This window comes from Frateuria sp., assembly GCF_035943815.1.
In the GTDB taxonomy this organism is placed as follows: domain Bacteria; phylum Pseudomonadota; class Gammaproteobacteria; order Xanthomonadales; family Rhodanobacteraceae; genus Frateuria_A.
The window spans coordinates 79,739-97,640 of sequence record NZ_DASZBU010000009.1; the positions used below are offsets into that span (position 1 = coordinate 79,739).

20 protein-coding genes are annotated in these 17,902 nt (G+C 69.0%); 4 read left to right on the forward strand and 16 right to left on the reverse strand.

Annotation, left to right across the window (positions count from 1 at the left end; translation table 11 throughout):
* Nucleotides 1-57: 57 nt before the first annotated feature.
* On the reverse strand, nucleotides 58-873 hold the full coding sequence (locus VGU65_RS05310; protein ID WP_327473560.1) for a DUF481 domain-containing protein: 816 nt from the start codon (nucleotides 871-873) through the stop codon (nucleotides 58-60).
* An 84-nt stretch (nucleotides 874-957) separates the two neighbouring features.
* The gene (locus VGU65_RS05315) at nucleotides 958-1,869 is read right to left on the reverse strand and encodes a hypothetical protein (protein ID WP_327473561.1); all 912 of its coding nucleotides are present in this window, start codon (nucleotides 1,867-1,869) and stop codon (nucleotides 958-960) included.
* A 126-nt stretch (nucleotides 1,870-1,995) separates the two neighbouring features.
* Between VGU65_RS05315 and VGU65_RS05320 the strand changes: the two genes are divergently transcribed.
* Nucleotides 1,996-2,979: a helix-turn-helix transcriptional regulator gene (locus VGU65_RS05320; RefSeq protein WP_327473563.1), complete on the forward strand. Its 984-nt coding sequence runs from the start codon at nucleotides 1,996-1,998 to the stop codon at nucleotides 2,977-2,979.
* Between the two features lie 45 nt (nucleotides 2,980-3,024).
* Here the strand turns inward: VGU65_RS05320 and VGU65_RS05325 are convergent, their stop codons facing one another.
* Nucleotides 3,025-4,791, reverse strand: a complete 1,767-nt coding sequence (locus tag VGU65_RS05325; RefSeq protein ID WP_327473565.1) for an SLC13 family permease — start codon at nucleotides 4,789-4,791, stop codon at nucleotides 3,025-3,027.
* A 221-nt stretch (nucleotides 4,792-5,012) separates the two neighbouring features.
* On the opposite strand from VGU65_RS05325, the gene VGU65_RS05330 reads away from it, so the two are divergent.
* Nucleotides 5,013-5,909: a patatin-like phospholipase family protein gene (locus tag VGU65_RS05330; protein ID WP_327473567.1), complete on the forward strand. Its 897-nt coding sequence runs from the start codon at nucleotides 5,013-5,015 to the stop codon at nucleotides 5,907-5,909.
* 56 nt (nucleotides 5,910-5,965) lie between these two features.
* Here VGU65_RS05330 and VGU65_RS05335 read toward each other — a convergent pair whose 3' ends face one another.
* From VGU65_RS05335 to VGU65_RS05360, 6 genes are all read right to left on the reverse strand, one after another.
* Nucleotides 5,966-6,334 (reverse strand): DUF488 domain-containing protein, encoded by a 369-nt coding sequence (locus tag VGU65_RS05335; protein WP_327473569.1) that lies wholly within the window; start codon nucleotides 6,332-6,334, stop codon nucleotides 5,966-5,968.
* A 71-nt stretch (nucleotides 6,335-6,405) separates the two neighbouring features.
* On the reverse strand, nucleotides 6,406-7,122 hold the full coding sequence (locus VGU65_RS05340) for a glycosyltransferase (protein WP_327473570.1): 717 nt from the start codon (nucleotides 7,120-7,122) through the stop codon (nucleotides 6,406-6,408).
* Between the two features lie 177 nt (nucleotides 7,123-7,299).
* Nucleotides 7,300-8,169: a ParB/RepB/Spo0J family partition protein gene (locus VGU65_RS05345; protein ID WP_327473571.1), complete on the reverse strand. Its 870-nt coding sequence runs from the start codon at nucleotides 8,167-8,169 to the stop codon at nucleotides 7,300-7,302.
* 2 nt (nucleotides 8,170-8,171) lie between these two features.
* Nucleotides 8,172-9,017: a ParA family protein gene (locus VGU65_RS05350; protein WP_327473572.1), complete on the reverse strand. Its 846-nt coding sequence runs from the start codon at nucleotides 9,015-9,017 to the stop codon at nucleotides 8,172-8,174.
* A gap of 156 nt (nucleotides 9,018-9,173) precedes the next feature.
* A complete protein-coding gene (gene rsmG / locus VGU65_RS05355; protein ID WP_327473574.1) occupies nucleotides 9,174-9,800 on the reverse strand; it encodes a 16S rRNA (guanine(527)-N(7))-methyltransferase RsmG in 627 nt (208 codons plus the stop codon).
* Nucleotides 9,801-9,862: 62 nt separating this feature from the next.
* On the reverse strand, nucleotides 9,863-10,318 hold the full coding sequence (locus VGU65_RS05360; RefSeq protein ID WP_327473576.1) for an SPFH domain-containing protein: 456 nt from the start codon (nucleotides 10,316-10,318) through the stop codon (nucleotides 9,863-9,865).
* Nucleotides 10,319-10,574: 256 nt separating this feature from the next.
* Here VGU65_RS05360 and VGU65_RS05365 point away from each other — a divergent pair, with 256 nt between their 5' ends.
* Nucleotides 10,575-11,141 (forward strand): gluconokinase, encoded by a 567-nt coding sequence (locus VGU65_RS05365; RefSeq protein WP_327473577.1) that lies wholly within the window; start codon nucleotides 10,575-10,577, stop codon nucleotides 11,139-11,141.
* Nucleotides 11,142-11,214: 73 nt separating this feature from the next.
* Here the strand turns inward: VGU65_RS05365 and VGU65_RS05370 are convergent, their stop codons facing one another.
* From VGU65_RS05370 to VGU65_RS05395, 6 genes are all read right to left on the reverse strand, one after another.
* Nucleotides 11,215-12,048, reverse strand: coding sequence for a pirin family protein (locus VGU65_RS05370; RefSeq protein WP_327473578.1), 834 nt, complete (start codon nucleotides 12,046-12,048; stop codon nucleotides 11,215-11,217).
* Between the two features lie 122 nt (nucleotides 12,049-12,170).
* Entirely contained in the window at nucleotides 12,171-12,569 is a 399-nt protein-coding gene (locus VGU65_RS05375) for a hypothetical protein (RefSeq protein WP_327473579.1), read from the reverse strand.
* Entirely contained in the window at nucleotides 12,559-12,921 is a 363-nt protein-coding gene (locus VGU65_RS05380; RefSeq protein WP_327473580.1) for a DUF4336 domain-containing protein, read from the reverse strand. The genes VGU65_RS05375 and VGU65_RS05380 overlap by 11 nt, the downstream gene beginning before the upstream one ends.
* Nucleotides 12,922-12,930: 9 nt before the next feature.
* Nucleotides 12,931-13,611, reverse strand: a complete 681-nt coding sequence (locus VGU65_RS05385; RefSeq protein ID WP_327473582.1) for a YecA/YgfB family protein — start codon at nucleotides 13,609-13,611, stop codon at nucleotides 12,931-12,933.
* A 6-nt stretch (nucleotides 13,612-13,617) separates the two neighbouring features.
* Nucleotides 13,618-14,388 carry an exodeoxyribonuclease III gene (xth, locus tag VGU65_RS05390; protein WP_327473584.1) on the reverse strand — a complete coding sequence of 257 codons (771 nt, stop codon included), beginning with the start codon at nucleotides 14,386-14,388 and terminating at the stop codon, nucleotides 13,618-13,620.
* Nucleotides 14,389-14,648: 260 nt separating this feature from the next.
* Complete coding sequence (locus tag VGU65_RS05395) at nucleotides 14,649-16,706, reverse strand: M3 family metallopeptidase (protein ID WP_327473586.1); 2,058 nt, start codon at nucleotides 16,704-16,706, stop codon at nucleotides 14,649-14,651.
* Nucleotides 16,707-16,784: 78 nt separating this feature from the next.
* Here VGU65_RS05395 and VGU65_RS05400 point away from each other — a divergent pair, with 78 nt between their 5' ends.
* Nucleotides 16,785-17,318 carry a gamma carbonic anhydrase family protein gene (locus VGU65_RS05400; RefSeq protein ID WP_327473588.1) on the forward strand — a complete coding sequence of 178 codons (534 nt, stop codon included), beginning with the start codon at nucleotides 16,785-16,787 and terminating at the stop codon, nucleotides 17,316-17,318.
* On the opposite strand, the gene VGU65_RS05405 is transcribed toward VGU65_RS05400, so the two are convergent.
* Entirely contained in the window at nucleotides 17,300-17,803 is a 504-nt protein-coding gene (locus VGU65_RS05405; RefSeq protein ID WP_327473590.1) for an energy transducer TonB, read from the reverse strand. The two genes, VGU65_RS05400 and VGU65_RS05405, sit on opposite strands and share 19 nt — an antisense overlap.
* Between the last annotated feature and the right edge of the window lie 99 nt (nucleotides 17,804-17,902).

Here is a 17,902-nt window from a genome sequence, read left to right on the forward strand (position 1 = left end):
CGGCGCCGCCTTGCCCCTTCTCCCGTGGGGAGAGGTGGCAAGGCGGCATGCAGGGGCCTAGAAGTTGTAGACCAGATTAGTGGTGGTCAGCGTGTCGGTGCTCTTCGTACCCGGCTGCGTGTCGGAGTTGTAGCGCACCTGGAAGCCGAGCTTGAGCGCCATCTTCTTGGTCATGCTGACCGAAAGGCCGGCATCGTTCTGGTAGTACTTGTTCTTCGAACCCGCTTCGAGCAGCAGGGTGTCCTCGAAGGCGGTGTTGTCCGTCAGGCGGTACTTGTAGTTGATCAGGCCGCGAGCGACCGCCTCGCTCTCGGTAGGTCTGCGCACGACCGTGTTCACGCCGTTGATCTGCACCAGGGAGTTGGCCGGGCGATAGCGCTTGTAACCGGGGCCGATTTCGAAGGAGAGCTCGGTGCGCTCGTTCTTCAACGCGATGTAGCCGTAACCCAGCGAAACGATGCCTTGCCACAGGTTGGCGCCGAAGTCGTCATGCTCGTATCGGGCTGCGCCCACGATGTAACTGCGAGGGTCGAGCTTGTAGCCGACCGAGGCGCCCGAATCGTAGCGGTTGGCGGTGGTGCTGAAGCGGTTGATCGTGTTGCCGGCGGCATCCCGCACCGACACTTCGCCCTTCGAGCGCATGCCGTTGAGGAAGAAGTTGTTCTTCCAGTACTCGTTTTCCTGGTTCAGGCCGAGCTTGGCGTTGATGTTCTCGGTTCGCGAATTGCCATGCGCGGAAGCGAAGCCGAACTCGCCGGAGCCGGTCCAGCCGCCGTTGTCGGCCGCACTGTTGCCGGGCGCGCCGGCGTCCTGTGCCTGCGCGATGCCGGCGAAGGCCAGCAGGCACGCGGCGACGATCAGGGTTTTGTTCATCGGGCGATCCATGGGATGGGGCAAGTAAAATCGTAACCTTAATGCGACGGTTCGGAACTTGCAGTGAACACCCCGGTTGCCGGGCTACGGCCCGTGACCGGCGCGTTCGGCAAGGCAGAGCCGCGCGAGCATGCCCTCGTAGGCGCGCTGCTCGATGGCCCGCCCGAGCAGGCAACTGACCGCCGCCAGCGCCACCAGCGGCACGCCGGCACCGGACAGGTCCACCACCAGCAAGGCCAGGCTGGGCATGGCATAGGTGAACAGCGCGGCGACGAAGCGGTCGGTCCGGCCCCGCGTGCCGGCGGGCCGCTTGTCGGCCTGGGCCAGCGCCTGCCAGCGCAGCCCCTCGATCAAGCCCAGCAGCAACGCCAGCACCAGCAGCACCATGATCCAGGGTCGCGTACCGGCCGGATGCACGGCACCGTCCTGAGCGGCCAGACAAAGCCACATCCACAAGCCGCCGGCATACCAGGCGGCGACCATCCGGCTGAGCGGAAGCTGCGCCGAACAACGCAGCGCGCCGGCCGAAAGCTGCCTGCGGTAACGATGTACGGTGTAGACCATGCTGGCGGCGCTGCACAGCGCCAGGGCGGTGCCTGCCACGCGGGTCGCCCAGAAGGCGTTGTCGCCACGCACCAGGCCGCCCACCGCCAGCATCGGAAGATAGGCTGCCAACGCAAGCATGGCCTCACGCGTGGGTCGGCTGCGCCGCGCCGGGTGCCAGCCGTGCCATTCGGACAAGCCCGGCAAGCGCAGGCAGGCGGCCAGTAGGCCGGAGCTGATGAACGCCGCGCCCAGTGCCAGCGGCAGCAAAGCTTCGCTGCGCCCGACGCGGTAGATGCCGAGCGCCAGCGCCAGGCCCAGCAGCATCCACAGGCCGTGGCCTGACAGCGCCAGCACCCGCAGCAGGCTTGCCGGATAGGCCGGGGGCGCGGGGCAGGCTTGCTCGCCCGCCGGCGCGGGTATGCAGGCCTGCGTGTCGCTGGATGGCTGCATCGGGATCGAAAGGCTCGCCGGTTGGGGAAAAACCGCGACCCGGCGCACGACCGGGCCGGGCAACGGGCTTGCGGCCGTCGCTGGCCGTACCCATGCTACACAAAGCCCGCCCCCCAACGGTATGACATGGACCGCTACGAACGCATCCTCACCCTGCACCGGCTTCTCAAATCGGCGCATTACCCGGTGCCGCTGGCGCGGTTGATGGACGAGCTGGAATGCTCGCGCGCCACGCTCTACCGCGATGTGGCCTTCCTGCGCGACGCGCTGGGCGCCCCCATCGAAAGCGCCGGCACCGACCAGGCAGCGTTCCGCTACGAACTGGGCGAGGGCGAGCGCTTCGAGCTGCCGGGGCTTTGGCTGACCTCCGACGAGCTGGCCGCGCTGCTGGCGCTCAATGAATTGATCGGCCGCTCCGGCCCCGGCGTGCTGGCCGGCGCCCTGGCGCCGTTCAAGCAGCGCATCGAGCGACTGCTGACCGGCCAGGAGAAGGAGAAATCACTGCCGATCGAGCGCATCCGCGTGATCCCCTGGGGCGAGCGCAAGCTCGACCAGCAGGTGTTCCGCGTGGTCGCCGGCGCGGTGCTGGAGCGCCGCCGGCTGCGCTTCTCCTACCGCGCGCGCACGACCGACTCGGACAGCAAGCGCACCGTCTCGCCGCAACGCCTCACCCACTACCGCGACAACTGGTACCTGGACGTGTGGGACCACGACCGGGACGCCCTGCGCAGCTTCGCGGTGGACCGCATCCGCGATGCCCACGCGCTGGACGAAGCGGCGATCGACGTGCCCGAGGCGGACCTCAACGAATGGCTCGCCTCCAGCTACGGCATCTTCGCCGGCAAGCCCAAGGCCTGGGCGACGATCCGGTTCTCCGCCCACGCCGCGCGCTGGGTCGCCGACGAGCACTGGCACTCGCAGCAGAAGGGCGAGTGGCTGCCCGACGGCCACTATGAGCTGAAGGTGCCTTACTCCAAGTCGCGCGAACTTCTGATGGACGTGCTCAAGTACGGGCCGGACGCGGAGGTCGTGGCGCCGCTGCCGCTGCGCGAGGAGATGAAGAGCCTGTTGCACATGGCGCTGGGCGGCTACCAGCAGGCGCCACGCTAGCAGGCCCTCTTCCCCGCCTGCGCCGGAGGAGAGGCGGTCGATGGCTCAGGGATGGAACGGCCACAGCTGCGGGATAAGCCACATCGACAGCGCGCAGAACAGCCCGATGAGCGGGATGCCCACTTTCATGAAATCGGTAAAGCGGTAGCCGCCGGCGTAATACACCATCGTGTTGGTCGGATAGCCGACCGGCGTGGCGAACGAGGTCGCCGCGGCGAAGGCCACCGCCACGACGAACGGGCGCGGATCGGCGTGCGCCGCATGCGCCAACGTCACCGCGATGCTCACCATCAGCACCACGGACGGGTTGTGGCCCATCAGCTCTGTGAGCAGCGCGGTCAGCAGGTAGACCATCAACAGCGCAGCCAGCGGCCCGTGGCTGCCGACCAGGCTCATCGCGCCCTGCACCACCACCGTGGACAGCCCGGTCTTCTCGATCGCCAGTCCCAGCGGCAAGATGGCGCCGAGCAGGATGATGATCTTCCAGTCCATGCCCTCGTAGACGTCCCTGCGACCGAAGCAGCCGGTCAGGGCCATCGCGGTGGCGCCGCACAGTGCGGCGACCGGGATCTGCAGCCAATGCATGCCCGAGACCACCACCACCGCGGCCATGATCGTCGCCGCAACCCAGGCCTTGCGCATGCTGCCACGCGCGTCGTCGCGTTCGGACAACACGATGAAAGCATCGTCGGTGCGCAGCTTGGGCATGCCGCCCTCGTCGACCAGCGCCAGCAGCACGTCGCCCACCGCCAGATCGGTGTTGCTGAGTTTGTCGCGCAGCACCTGGCCGCGCCGGTGCACCGCAAGCACCGTGGCACGGTAGCGCCAGTCCAGGCCCAGCTCCGACATGCGACGGCCTTCGGCGGGGCTGCCCGGCGCGACCATCAGCTCGGCCAGCACGCGGGTGCGGTCGTCCTCGCGCGCATAGTGCTGCTCGGGAGCATTGCGCAGCCGCGCGCGACGCTGGAACTCCTCGATCTTGCCCCAGTCCCCGCGCACCAGCAGCACGTCGCCGGCGGCCAGCTGCTGTTCGCGCGGCGACCACATGCGGCGCTCCCCGCGCAGCAGCTCCAGCGGGTAGACGCCGTACTTCTCGCCCAGCTGCGCGTCGGCGATGCGTGTGCCCAGCAGCGGCGATTCCTCGCCCACCACCAGCTCGGTGACGTATTTGCCCACCTCGCCGCCCTCGGGCAAAGCCGCATCGATATGGCGGGGCAGCAGGCGGCGGCCGATCAGCATGAGATAGGCCATGCCGGCCACCGCCAGCAGCGCACCCATCTTGGTGAACTCGAACACGCCGAACGGCGGCAGCCCATGCTTCTGCGCCAGGCTGTCGGCGAGCAGGTTGGAGGACGTGCCGATCAGCGTGCACACGCCGCCCATCTGTGCCGCATAGGCCATGGGCATCAGCACGCGGGCGGGCGAGGTGCCGGTGCGCTGGCACACGCGCAGTGCCAGCGGCAGGAAGGTGGCGACCAGCGCAATGTTCTTGACGAACGCACCCAGCGGCGCGATCGCCAGCATCATCGCCAGGGTCAACAGCCACGGCTTGCGGATGCGCATCAGCAGGCGGGTGAGCGGCTCCAGCGCGCCCGAGCGCTCGATCCCCAGGCTAAGCGCGAACATCGCCGCCACGGTCACGGTGGCCTCGTTACTGAAGCCGGACAAGGCTTCCTCCGGCGACACGATGCCCAGCACCACCAACGCCGCCAGCACCAGCAGGGCGACCAGGTCGATGCGCACCTTCTCGCTCGCGAACAGACCCATCGCACCGGCGATGATGGCCACCGTGGCCCAGGCCTGCCAGCTCACGCGCGCGCTCCGCGCGGGCGGCAGGCACGGACTGGAGCAGCCAGGCGGAACGAGGAGTAAAGGTGGGTATCGGCTGGCATGATTCCTGAGGGCTGGCCCGTCGTGTCGTAGGTGCCGATGCGGCCATCATAGCGACCGCTGCCGCCTCCCGCCCGGAAGGATGACTTCACCACAGCCCCGTGCCAACGTATCGTGAGGGCTTGCCCACCTAGGCCCGCCGCATGAATTCCTCCGCCCCGGCACCGGACGCGCCAAGCCAGCCGACCGTCGCACTTGCGCTTGGCGCCGGGGGCGCCAAGGGCCTGGCGCACATCGGCGCGATCGAGGAGTTGGAGCGCCAGGGCTATCGCATCAGCGCCATTGCCGGCAGTTCGATGGGAGCGCTGATCGGCGGCATCTACGCAATGGGCAAGCTGCCGGTCTACCGCGACTGGGTCTGCAAGCTGGCCCGCTTCGACGTGCTGCGGCTGGTCGACTGGACCTTCAGCGGCGGACTGATCAAGGGCGAGAAGATCATCGAGACGCTGCGCCAGCTGATCGGCGATGCGCGCATCGAGGAGCTGCCGCTGACCTACACCGCGGTGGCCACCGACATCGACCGCGAACGCGAAGTCTGGCTGACACGCGGGCAACTGTTCGATGCGATCCGCGCCTCGATCGCGATCCCCACGGTGTTCCGGCCGCACATGCTGGACGGGCGCCGGCTGGTCGATGGCGCGCTGCTCAATCCGGTCCCGATGACGCCGCTGATCCGCGAACGCGCCGACTTCCTGGTCGCCGTGAGCCTGGACGGCCCGATCGAGCGCCCCAGCCCCCAACAGGACGCCACAGCCACGCCCGAGGTCAAGTCCGGATGGCTCGGCCGGTTGTTCTCGCGCGGCGAGGCCATCCCGCCGCGGATACGCGAGCCGGGTGCGCTGGAGCTGCTGACCCAGTCGATGGACCTGATGCAGTCGAACCTCTCGCGCGTGCGGCTGGCCGCCTACGAGCCGGACCTGCTGGTGCAGATCCCACGCGACGCGGCGGCCGTATGGGAGTTCTACCGGGCGGACGAGCTGATCGAGCTGGGCCGGCTGCGCACCCGCGAAGCGCTGCAGCGTTGGCGTCCGTCGGATTGACCGGCAACGCACATCCTGAGGCCTCCCGCGCGGTCGGGACGCGCCGGGCCGCGGCGTCAATGCGGGCCGTGCGCGGCCAGATAGTTTTCCAGATAAGCCTTCAGCGCAACCGCGTTGTTGTGCTCCTCATCGCGCGCACCGAACAAAAGCGTCACGCGGCCGCGGCGGGCCTTTTCGGCCAGCGCGTGCCAGGCGTCGGGCATGGCGTCGAGTTCGCCGGCGTAGCGATGACGGAAGCCTTCCCAGCGCGTCGGCTCGTGGCCGAACCACTGGCGCAGCTCGCGCGAAGGGCCGACCTCCTTGGCCCAGAGGTCCAGTGCGGCATCTTCCTTCTTCAGGCCGCGCGGCCACAGCCGGTCGACCAGCACGCGGCAGCCGTCCTTGGGCGAGGGCGGGTCATAGACGCGTTTGACGGCCAGGCTCATGGCGCCCCCTTGCAGGAACCGCCGCCCAGCTTACTCCGCGGCGGTGAATACCCTGTAGGGCGCGGCGCGGATCAGAGTTCCTCGACGCGGGTCACCTTGGCGCGGCGCATCAGCCAGGCCACGCCACGCAGGTCGGCCAGGCCCACCCACAGGCGGTCGAGCATGCCGTACTTGGACGTGCCGGCGATGCGCGGGCGATGGCCCACCGGCACGCTCTGACTGGCGTAGCCGGCGCGCCGCACCAGCGCCGGCAGGTAGCGGTGCATGTGGTCGAAGTAGGGCAGGCGCAGGAAGGTTTCGCGTTCGAACAGTTTGAGGCCGCAGCCGGTGTCGGGCGTGGCGTCTTTGAGCATGCGCGAACGCACCGCATTGGCGATCCTGGAGGAAATGCGCTTGTTGAAGCTGTCGCGGCGGGTGGTGCGCCAGCCGGCGAACAGTCTGATCTCGGACGCGGCGCTCGCGCGGGCGGCCAGCAGTTTGGGGATGTCGGCCGGGTCGTTCTGGCCGTCGCCATCCAGCGTAGCGATCCAGGCGCCGCGCGCGGCGCGCACGCCGTTCCACACCGCCGTGCTCTGGCCGCTGCGGCTGACGTGGTGCAGCACGCGCAGCTCCGGGTAGCTGGCCTTCTGTGCGGCGAGCACGGCGCGGCTGTCGTCGCTGGAATCGTCGTCCACGTAGACGATCTCGAAATCGACCGTTCCGCGCAGGGCGGTGGCGATCTCGGCAAGCAGCGGCGGGATGTTGTCGCGCTCGTTGAACACGGGCACGACGACGGAAAGCTCGGGCATGGGGCCAGTCCGACGGAACGAATGGGCGGCAATTATCGCCGATGCGGACAGCGAGCGCAGGCGGCTCTGCTCGCTCTTTTCGGGAAAGGCCGGCGCAAGAATGCGGAACCTGCGCCGCTACGGACGGACCTTCATCCGCCCTGCGGGCTCTGGTCCCGCAGGGAAAAAGGCGACGCCTCAGCGCAACTTGCCGAGGATCCCGTCCAGCTCGTCGTTGCTGTGGTAGTGGATCACCAGCTTGCCGCGGCCGCCGCGGCCCTGCGCCAGTTCCACCCGGGTGGCGAAGCGCTCGCCCAGCTCGCGCTCCAGCGCGTCGATGTTGGGATCACGCGCGCCGGTGCCCCTGGCCTTGCCCTTCGGTTGGTTCTGCGCGCGGCGCGCGGCGTCTTCCAGTTCGCGCACGCTCCAGCCCAAGGTCGAAGCCTGACGCGCCAACGGCAGGGCGACGACCTCGTCCAGCGTGAGCAGGCAGCGGGCATGGCCCATCTCCAGCTTGCCTTCGTCCAGGAGCTTCTTGATCGGCGTGGGCAGCTCGGTCAGGCGCAGCAGGTTGGACACGGCCGCGCGCGAGCGGCCGACAGCGTCCGCCGCCTGCTGGTGGGTGAGCTCGAAGTCCTCGATCAGGCGCTTGAGCGCGTCGGCTTCCTCCAGCGGGGTGAGGTCCTGGCGCTGGATGTTCTCGATCAGGGCCATCGCCGGCACGGCGGCATCGTCGACCGCCTTGACCAGCGCCGGGATCTCGCTCAGCTGCGCGAGCTGGGCGGCGCGCCAGCGGCGTTCGCCAGCGATCAGCTCGTAGCTGTTCCTGCCCAGCACGCGCACCACCACCGGCTGGATCAAGCCTTGTACCCTGATCGAGGCGGCCAGCTCCTCCAGCGCTTCCTCGTTCCAGTGCCGGCGCGGCTGGTATTTGCCCGGCTGGATCTGCTGGATCGGCAGGCTGCGCAGCTCGCCCTCCTGCTCCAGTGGCTCGGCGGCGCCGGCGCCGTCGCCGCCGAGCAGCGCGTCGAGCCCGCGGCCGAGTCCCCGTTTCTTCGCGGCGGCCATGATCACTCCTGGTGGATGTCGGCGGCGGCGTCGAGCGCCTCGCCGGTGTCGTGCATGTCGTTGAGCGCGGCCACGGCGGCCTGCGCGCCGCGTTCGCGGCGAATGATCTCGCCGGCCAGGCCGATGTAGGCGATTGCGCCGCGCGAGCTGCGGTCGTAAAGGTGGATCGGCTGGCCGTGGCTGGGTGCCTCGGCCAGACGCACGTTGCGCGGGATGATCGAACGCAGCACCTTGTCGCCGAAGTGTTGGGTGAGCTGCGCGGAAACCTCGTTGCCCAGGTTGTTGCGCACGTCGTACATGGTGCGCAGCAGGCCTTCGATCTCCAGCTTCGGGTTCAGCCGGTGGCGCACGGCCTTGACCGTGTCGAGCAGGCTGGAGAGCCCTTCCAGCGCGAAGTACTCGCACTGCACCGGGATCAAGAGGCCATCGGCCGCGGCCAGCGCGTTGAGCGTGAGCAGGTGCAGCGAGGGCGGGCAATCGATCAGGATGGTCTGGTACCTGTCCGAGATCTTGGCCAGCTGTTCCTTGAGCCGGTTCTCGCGGGCGATCGCGTCCATCAGCTTGAGTTCGGCGGCGGTGAGGTCGCCGTTGCCGGGCAGCAGGTCGTAGTGCGCCTCGGTGGAAACGATGGCGCGTTCGATCGGGGCCTCGTCCAGCAGCACCTCGCAGCCGTTGGGCTTGGCCTCGCGCTTGTCCACGCCCGAGGCCATGGTCGCGTTGCCCTGCGGGTCCAGATCGACCAGCAGCACCTTGCGCTTGGCGGCCGCCAGCGCTGCGGCGAGATTGACTGCCGTCGTGGTCTTGCCGACGCCGCCCTTCTGGTTGGCGACAGCGATGATGCGGGCCATGGCTCGATAGCTACCGAGATGCGGAAAGGGGCCTAGTGTAGTGGGTCCGGCACGCGGGTCGACCCCGGCCGCGGTCACGCAATCCGTGGCCTTCCGTCACCCGGGGAATGCAGGCGATCGAGGTGAAGCGCCGCGCCGGCCTAGACCGGCCGGCGGCTAAGCCCTGCCGAGCACCAGCAGATGCCGCTCGGCGTCTAGCCCGGGCACGCGCAGGGCATGCCGGGCACGCAGTTCGAAGCCCGCAGGAATCCCCGGCAGTTCCTCCTCGGCCGGCTTGCCCTTCATGGCCAGCCAGATGCCGTCGGGCGCCAGCAGATGGCCGCCCCAGCCCAGCATGTCCGCCAGGCTGGCGAAGGCGCGGGCCGTGATGCACTCGAACTGGCCCTGGACGTCCTCCACTCGCGACTGCACCGCGCGTACGCCCTCGAGCTTGAGCGCACGGATCGCCTCGCGCAGGAAACGCACCTTCTTGCCGTTGGAGTCGACCAGCAGAACCTGCCGCCCTGGCGCGGCGATCGCCAGCACGATGCCGGGCAACCCCGGGCCGGTGCCGAGGTCGGCCAGCGTGGCGCCCCGCACGTAGGGCAGGATCGCCAGCGAGTCGAGCAGGTGGCGGGTGACCATCTCCGCCGGATCGCGGACGGCGGTGAGGTTGTAGGCGCCGTTCCAGCGCTCCAGCAGCGCCTGGTAGTCGAGCAGGCGCGCCACCGCGTCCCCCGGCAAGGCCAGGCCGAGGGCGGCGATGCCGTGTTCGAGGCGATCGTGGAGGACAGCGCGGTTCATCGGCGGTTCGCGGCAAGGGAGCCGCGCAGTATCCGGCGCGCGCGCCGGCGATGCCAGCTGGCTCAGGCGAAGTCGAGCTCGACGCGGGTGATGATCACGCCCCGCTCGCGCAGCACGGCGTTGAGGCGCTGCTTCAGGCGGCTGCCCAGGTCGCGGCGGTTTTCCTGCGCCACGTCCGGCTCCGCCTTGAGCGCATCCAGCGTGCCGCCGCGGATCAGCTGCTCGGCCTGGTCGATCACCGCGTCGGCGCGCTCCGGCTCAAGCACCTGCCAGTAGACCGTTCCATGCAACTGGGACGAGGCAGCCAGCGGTTCCTGGAAGCGCAGGACCTGGCCGGCCAGGTCGATGCGATGGCCGACCCGCTCCAGGCCTGGCAGCACGAAGTGCATGCCCGGCTGCAGCAGGCGCTGCAGCTTGCCGTTGCGGTACACGCTGTGCACCCGCCCTTCCGGCACGCGCTTGACCGCGCCGGCGATCAGGGCCAGGCAGGTGATCATAGTCAGCAGCGCAACGGTCATAGAATCAGTAGGTTGGATGACTTAATTCGGCAACATGATTGGCGAGCATTGCAACATCCTGCTCGTACTCAGATTAATGGCATTTTAACGGAGCAAACCGAGTTCCAACGCACAAAATCACACGACCTTCATCAGGGCATCGGCGACGGTGGGGCGCACTTGAGCGCCGATCAGATCCGCAGCGTCCGCCAAGTCATGAATCGCACGTCCTGTGCCGAAGGATTAAGGTCGGCGCTCGACCTTGGCGGGAGCGAGCGTGAGCGCGTACGGGGCGAAGCCCGCGTGGCCCGAGATGCTGGTGGTGATGGGCGTGTCCGGCTCGGGCAAGACCACCGTCGCGCGCCGTCTGGCGCAGTCGCTGAACTACGCGTTCCTCGACGGCGACGATCTGCACTCGGCGGCCAACATCGCCAAGATGAGCGCCGGCGTGCCGCTCGAGGATGCCGACCGCGCGCCCTGGCTGGACGCGATCGTCGCCTGGATGCGCCACGAGCTGGCGGACAAGCGTAGCGGCGTGGTCGCCTGCTCGGCGCTCAAGCGGGTCTACCGCGATCGCCTGCGGCAGGCCGGGCCGGCGGTGCGGTTCGTCTACCTGGACGTGGAGTACGAGGAACTGGCGCGACGCATGCGCGCCCGGAGGCACTTCATGCCGCCGGAACTGCTGGGCAGCCAGCTGGCCACGCTGGAGGCGCCCGACGGCGACGAGCAGGCGATGCGGGTCGACGCGGACGGAACGGTGGCGGACGTGATGGCGCGGGTACTGCAGGCCCTTGCGCGGGAGCGCTCCGAGCACCCAGGTGCGCAGGTGCGCCCGGACGAGTGAACCAGTGGGCGGGACTGCCTGCTGAAGCGCCTCGGCCGACCCTCTCCCCCATGCCCTGGCAGAGGACGCGAAGTCAGAAGCGCCCGGCGCGGAAATCGGCGATCGCCTCGTGGATCTGCTCGGGCGTGTTCATCACGAACGGTCCGTAGCGCGCGACGCTTTCCTTGAGCGGGCGGCCGGCAACGACCAGCAGGCGTGCGGCGGTGGTACCCGCGGCGAGGGTGAGCTCATCCCCATCGGACAGTACCGCCAGTTCGTTGCGTGGCAGCGGCGAACCGCCTACCTCGGCCGACTCGCCCTCGAACACGTAGGCGAAGGCATGGTGGCCCGGGGGCAGGTCCAGCTCGAAGCGCGCGCCGGCGGCCAGCGTGATGTCCAGATAGACCGGCGCGGTGGCGACGCCCTGCACCGGGCCGACCGCATCGCCCAGTCGGCCGGCGATCACCCTTGCCTCCACGCCGGGCGCAGGTTCGACGCGCGGAATGCGCTCAGGCCCGATGTCCTGATAGCGCGGCGCCGTCATCTTGTCCGTCGCCGGCAGGTTCACCCATAGCTGGAAGCCCCACATCAGGCCGTTCTCCTGCTGCGGCATCTCCGAGTGCAGGATGCCGCGGCCGGCGGTCATCCACTGCACGCTGCCGGGACCGAGATCGCCCCGGTTGCCGTGGTTGTCGCCGTGGCGCATGTGGCCGGCGAGCATGTAGGTGACCGTCTCGAAGCCGCGGTGCGGATGCTCGGGAAAACCGGCGATGTAATCGCCGGCCTGGTCGGAGCGGAATTCGTCCAGCAGCAGGAACGGATCGAGCATGTCCAGGTTGGGCTGGCCGATGATGCGCTTGAGCTTCACCCCGGCGCCGTCGTTGGTGTCGATGCCGCGCACGCGGCGGGTGATGGTGCGTTGGCTCATGGAACGCCTCAGGGCTGGGAGGGGACCCGCTCAGCATGGGGCCCGCGAACAGCGGGGCCAAGCGCCGCGGCGTGAACGCAGCGTTTCGGCGCGCAGGAAAATGCCGGGCCGGCGGGCCTGCCCTACCGCAGCAGCCAGGCGAAGGCCCGGCGCAGCTCGGCCTCGCCGTCCTCCATGAAGCATTGCCCGTGGGCCAGGATGATCCGCTGCGGCTGCCAGGCCAGCATGCGCTCGAGGCAGGCGCGCGCTTCACGCTTGTGGGCCAGGTAGGTCAAGCGCATGTCCAGCGGGGTCTTGCCCTCGGGCGCGAGCACGCCGCCCAGACGGGCGATCCAGCGCATCGGGGGATCCAGGCGCTCGGCTTCGAAATTCTCGATCAGGTCGGCGAGGATGAGCGTGGCGCTCGCTCGGTGCAGGAATACCACTTCCCCGATCGCTCGGCTGCCCTTGAAACGCAGCTGGTCGATCGTCCCGGCCCAGAGGGCCGGAGGCACGTCGCCCAGGTCGGCGTCAAAGCGCACGTCGATGCGTTGACCGGCGGCGCGCGCGCGCGCCCGGCGAGGCCCAGACGACGGCCGCGGGATAGCGCCGCTTCCACGCAGCGATGTGCGCATAGTGCAGTTTGTTCGGCGAAACCAGGTGCGCCACCGGCCCGAGCGCGTCGAGGGCGGTGAACAGTTGCTCGTCGGACGCCACCGGCGAGTGGCACCACAAGCTGCCATCGGGCAGGCGCGCCACCGTCATGCGGGTCGGGAAAGGTGCGCTCATGCCCAGCCCTGCCGCCATGCGCACGATCGGACCGTCGACGATCCACAGCTCCGGCGCGACCGGCTTGAGCATGTTGATCGGCTGGTAGAGCGCCGGATCGGTCATCCGGCGTTTTCAGTGCACCCAATGACCGCTGCGCTGGCGCGGCGGGGGGGGCGTGTCTTCGCCCTCGGGCGCCGGCGCGCGGGCGAGCGCGGCGAGCTCCGCCTCAGTGGCGGGATGCTCGCGCCAGTACTGGTCGACCGCGTCAAGCACCGGCGCGACCTGTGCCAGGCACTGGTCGTACTCTTCGTCGCTGAGCTTCTCGAACTCGGTTTCGGCCGCGAGGATGCCTTCGTCCACCGCCAGCGCCATCACCGGCCCGAGCAGCTCCATCAGCTGCGGATCGTCGGCCAGACGCTTCTCCCACAGCCCGGCACGCAGGTCGATGCCGCGGCTGAAGCCCTCGCACCAACCCGCCGCCGACAGTACCGGGCCGGTATCGGTGTCGACCTCGCCCAGGATCGGCTCGTAGGCATCAACGTCCAGCTCGATGCGAATCGAATCGTTCAACTTGGCGAGCAGTTCCAGCACGCGGTTGCCTTCGGCCTCGTCGGCGAAGGGATCGTGCAGCACCTCGGGTAGCCATTCGTCCGGCAGCACTTCGAGCGGGCCCACCGCAATCGCCGAGAGCATGCCGTGCACGCCGTCGAGCAGAAGGCGGCCTTCGTCGGCATGGCTGCGCAGATAGCGGTCGAGCTCGTCCAGCTCGTCGTCGGTGAGAGAACTGGGCCATTCGGTGGAAGGGGTATTCATCGTTTCTCAGATATCCAGATCGAGCGTCACCGGGGTGTGATCAGACGGCCGTTCCCAAGTGCGCGGCACGCGGTCGATCGTGGCCGCGCGCGCGGCACCCCTGAGCGCATCACCAAGCAGGATCAGGTCGATGCGCAAGCCCAGGTTGCGACGGAAGGCGGCCTGCCGGTAGTCCCACCAGCTGTGGTGGCCGGCGTCCTGTTCGAACAGGCGGAAGCTGTCGTGCAGGCCCAGACCGGTGATCGCCTTGAGCGCCGCGCGCTCGGGCACCGAGCACAGCACCGAGTCGCGCCAGGCGGCCGGATCGTGCACGTCGCGGTCCTCCGGCGCGATGTTGAAGTCGCCCAGCACCACCAGGTTGGGATGGCGCTCGTGCTCGCGCGCGATGAATTCGCGTACCTTGGCAAGCCAGTCGAGCTTGTAGTCGTACTTCGGATCACCCACCGCCTTGCCGTTGACCACGTACAGGTCGATCACGCGCAGCTCGCCGACCGTGGCTGCCAGGATGCGCCGCTGCGGGTCATCCAGCCCGGGAATATCGGTGACCACGTCGCTGGGCACGTGCCCACGGGCCAGGATGGCCACGCCGTTGTAGGTCTTTTGCCCGGAGAACACCGCGCGGTAGCCGGCCGCAGCCAGCTCGTCCACCGGAAACTTGGCGTCCTCCAGCTTGGTTTCCTGCAGCGCCACGACGTCCGGCTGGGTTTCGCCCATCCACTGGGTCAGCTGCGGCAGGCGCACCTTCAGCGAGTTCACGTTCCAGGAGGCGATCTTCATCGGTCCATTGTATGGGATGGCTCCGGTCCGGACGCCTGCGGGAGCGGATGGCGCCAGGTCACGGCCCTCGGAGCGGGCCGGCGCCGCTCCATCGAACCGGTCGACCACGCGCACCGTCCGTCAGCTAAACCGCAGGGCGTTTACGCAGCATTTCCGCGCGGAACCGCGAGTAGGACAGATCCGGGAACACGTTGCGCCTGGCTGCGGCATGCACCGTTGCCACACATGTCGCAGGTCCTGTGGCCGATGGGCACGCGCGCTCAGGCCAGCCCGTGGCTCTTCAGCAGCGCCTCCGGCTCGGGCTTGCGCCCGCGGAAGGCGACGAAGCTTTCCAGCGCCGGGCGGCTGGCGCCGACGGCGAGGATCTCGCGGCGGAAGCGCTCGCCGGTGGCTTGGTCGATCGCGCTGCCGCCGTGCTCGGTCAGTTCCTCGAACGCGCCGAAGGCGTCGGCCGACAGCAGTTCGGCCCACAGATAGCTGTAGTAGCCGGCCGCGTAGCCGCCCGAGAAGATGTGCGTGAACGCATGTGGAAAGCGCTGCCACGCCGGCGGATGCAGCACGGCCACCTGGTTGCGCACCTCCTCCAACACCTCCATCGTGCGCGCGCCACGCGCCGGGTCGTATTCCAGGTGCAGCAGGAAATCGAACAGCGCGAACTCGAGCTGGCGCACCAGAAACAGGCCGGCGTGGTAGTGCCGCGCGGCGAGCATGCGCTGGTAGAGCTCCTCGGGCAGCGGCTCGCCGGTCTGCCAGTGGCGCGCGAACATATCCAGCGCCTCGCGGTTCCAGCCGAAGTTCTCCATGAACTGGCTGGGCAGTTCCACCGCGTCCCACTCCACGCCGTCGATGCCGCCGATCGAGGGCAGCGCGATCTCGGTGAGCAAATGGTGCAGGCCGTGGCCGAACTCGTGAAACAGGGTCAGCACGTCGTCGTGCTTGAGCAGTGCCGGCCTGCCCTCGGTGGGCGGGGCGAAGTTGCAGGTAAGGAAGGCGATCGGCAGCTGGTGCTGCGCCTGATCGTCGAAGCGCGCGCGGCAGACATCCATCCAGGCACCGCCGCGCTTGCCGTTGCGCGCGTAGAGGTCGACGTAGGCTCCCGCGAACACGTGCCCCCCGGCATCGCGCACGTCGTAGTAGCGCACATCCGGATGCCACACGTCGACATCGTGGCGCTGCGCGAGCGTGATGCCGTAGAGCTTGCCGGTGAGGCCGAACAGGCCCTCGATCACCGCCGGCAACGGGAAGTAGGGCTTGAGTTGTTCCTCGTCCAGGGCATAGCGCTGGGCGCGCAGCTTTTCCGAGGCATAGGCGATGTCCCAGGGCTCGAGGTTGTCCAGGCCCAGCTCGGCCTGCGCCCAGGCGCGCAGTTCATCGAGTTCCTGCTGGGCCACCGGACGGGCGCGCATGGCCAGGTCGTGCAGGAACTCCATCACCTCGGTCGGCGAGCTGGCCATCTTGGTGGCCAGCGATTCCTCCGCCGCGTTGGCGAAGCCCAGCAGTCGCGCAGCCTCGTGGCGAAGTTTCATGATCTCTTCGATGCGCCCGCTGTTGTCGAACTTGCCCGCGTCCGGGCCCTGGTCGGAGGCGCGCGTCTGGTAGGCCCAGTAGACGCGCTCGCGCAAGCTGCGGTTGTCGGCATAGGTGAGCACCGCCTGCACGCTGGGCTGCTTGAGCGTGACCAGGAAGCCTTCCAGCCCCTGCTCGGCCGCGTACTGGCGCAGTACCGCACGGCCGGACTCGGGCACTCCGACCAGGTCGCGCTCGTCGGTAATGTGCTCGTGCCAGGCCTCGCTGGCATCGAGCACGGCATTGGAGAACTCGGTGGAAAGGCGCGACAGCGCCACGCCGATCTCTCGGTAGCGGCTGCGCGCCGGCTCTTCCAGCGCCACGCCGGAGAGCCTGAAATCGCGCAGCGCGTGCTCGACGAGCGCGCGCTCCGCGCGCGGCAGCGTGGCGAACGCGGGCGCATCGGCCAGCGCCTGCACCGCGGCGTACAGCGCACGGTTCTGGCCCAGCTCGATGGCGTGCTCGGTGAGCTTCTCCTCGGCCGGCCCGTACACCGCGCGCAGCGCCTCGCTGTCGGCCACCGCATGCAGGTGCCCCACCGGCGCCCAGGCGTGCGACAGGCGTTGCTCCAGGCGCTCCTGGGTGAGCATCACCGTGTCGAAATCCTTCGGCGCGTCGGCGGCGGTGAGCGCCTCGATGCCGGCGCGGTAATCAGCCAGGATCGCGTCGATCGCCGGCGTCACGTGCTCGGGCTTGATCTGCGAGAAGGCCGGCAGCGGCTGGTCGGCCAGCAGCGGGTTGGATGGGTCCATGGGTTGCTCCTTTGCTCAGGCGAAGCGTGGCGACCGGCCTGGACGAATTCAAGCCGCACGCTCGCCTACAATGCGTGCATGAACCATCTGCGCATCTACAAGGGCATCCGTCCCACCCTCGGCGAGCGCGTCTACGTCGATTCGGCCGCGAGCGTGATCGGCGATGTGACGCTCGGCGACGACGTATCGGTCTGGCCCGGCGTGGTGTTGCGCGGCGACGTGCACTACATCCGCGTCGGCGCGCGCACCAACATCCAGGACGGCAGCGTCGTGCACGTCAGCCACGAAGGTCCGTACGGGCCGGGCTTCCCCTGCGTGATCGGCGAGGGCGTGACGATCGGCCACGCCGCCGTGGTGCACGCCTGCACCATCGAGGACTACTGCCTGATCGGCATGCATGCCACCGTGCTCGACGGCGTGGTGGTGAAGAAGCATGGCTTCGTCGGCGCCGGCGCGGTGGTCTCGCCGGGCAAGGTGGTGGGCGAGCGCGAGCTGTGGCTGGGCAACCCGGCCCGGTGCGTGCGCGTGCTGACCGACAAGCAGGTCGAGCAGCTGCACTACTCGGCCGAGCACTACATGCGGTTGAAGGACGACTACCTGGCCACCGGCTGAGCGGCGTCGGCCATGCGCGCGCGGATCATCGCCGCGCGGGCTTCGTGGCGGCGCGTGGCAAGCCCGCGTTCGGCGGCGAGCTTGCCGGCCAGCAACGCCACGGTGTAGTTGTCGCCGTCGAAGTCGCGCAGCAGGCGCAGCTCGCGCTCGGCCTCGTCCAGCTCGTCGCGGTCGATCGTCTCCTCGATGGTCTGCGTGGCGGCGGGAAACAGCCGGTGCAGCGCCTCGCGCGTGGGCGCGTCCTGGGGCGCCAGTTCGAGCGCGCTCAGGTAGAACTCGTAGGCGTTGCTGCCGGCCGGCGCCACCAGGCGATGGTCCTGCTCGGCCTGTTCGGCCAGGCCGAGCAGGACACCGCGGCCGTCGTCGTCGGACGGCGCGGCGGGCGTGGCAAGGGGCCAGCGCAAGCCCAGCAGCACGCAGGCGAGGGCCAGCAGGGTGCCTGCCGCCAGCAGGGGAAGGCGCTTCGGTGCGAAGGAAACGGACATGCATGATCGCCAGTGACCCGCGCTCCAACGCGGCGCGCGCACCGTAGCGGGCAGGTGTGTCAGTGGCGTGACCGGAATCGCGAGGTGCGCTCCTTCGCC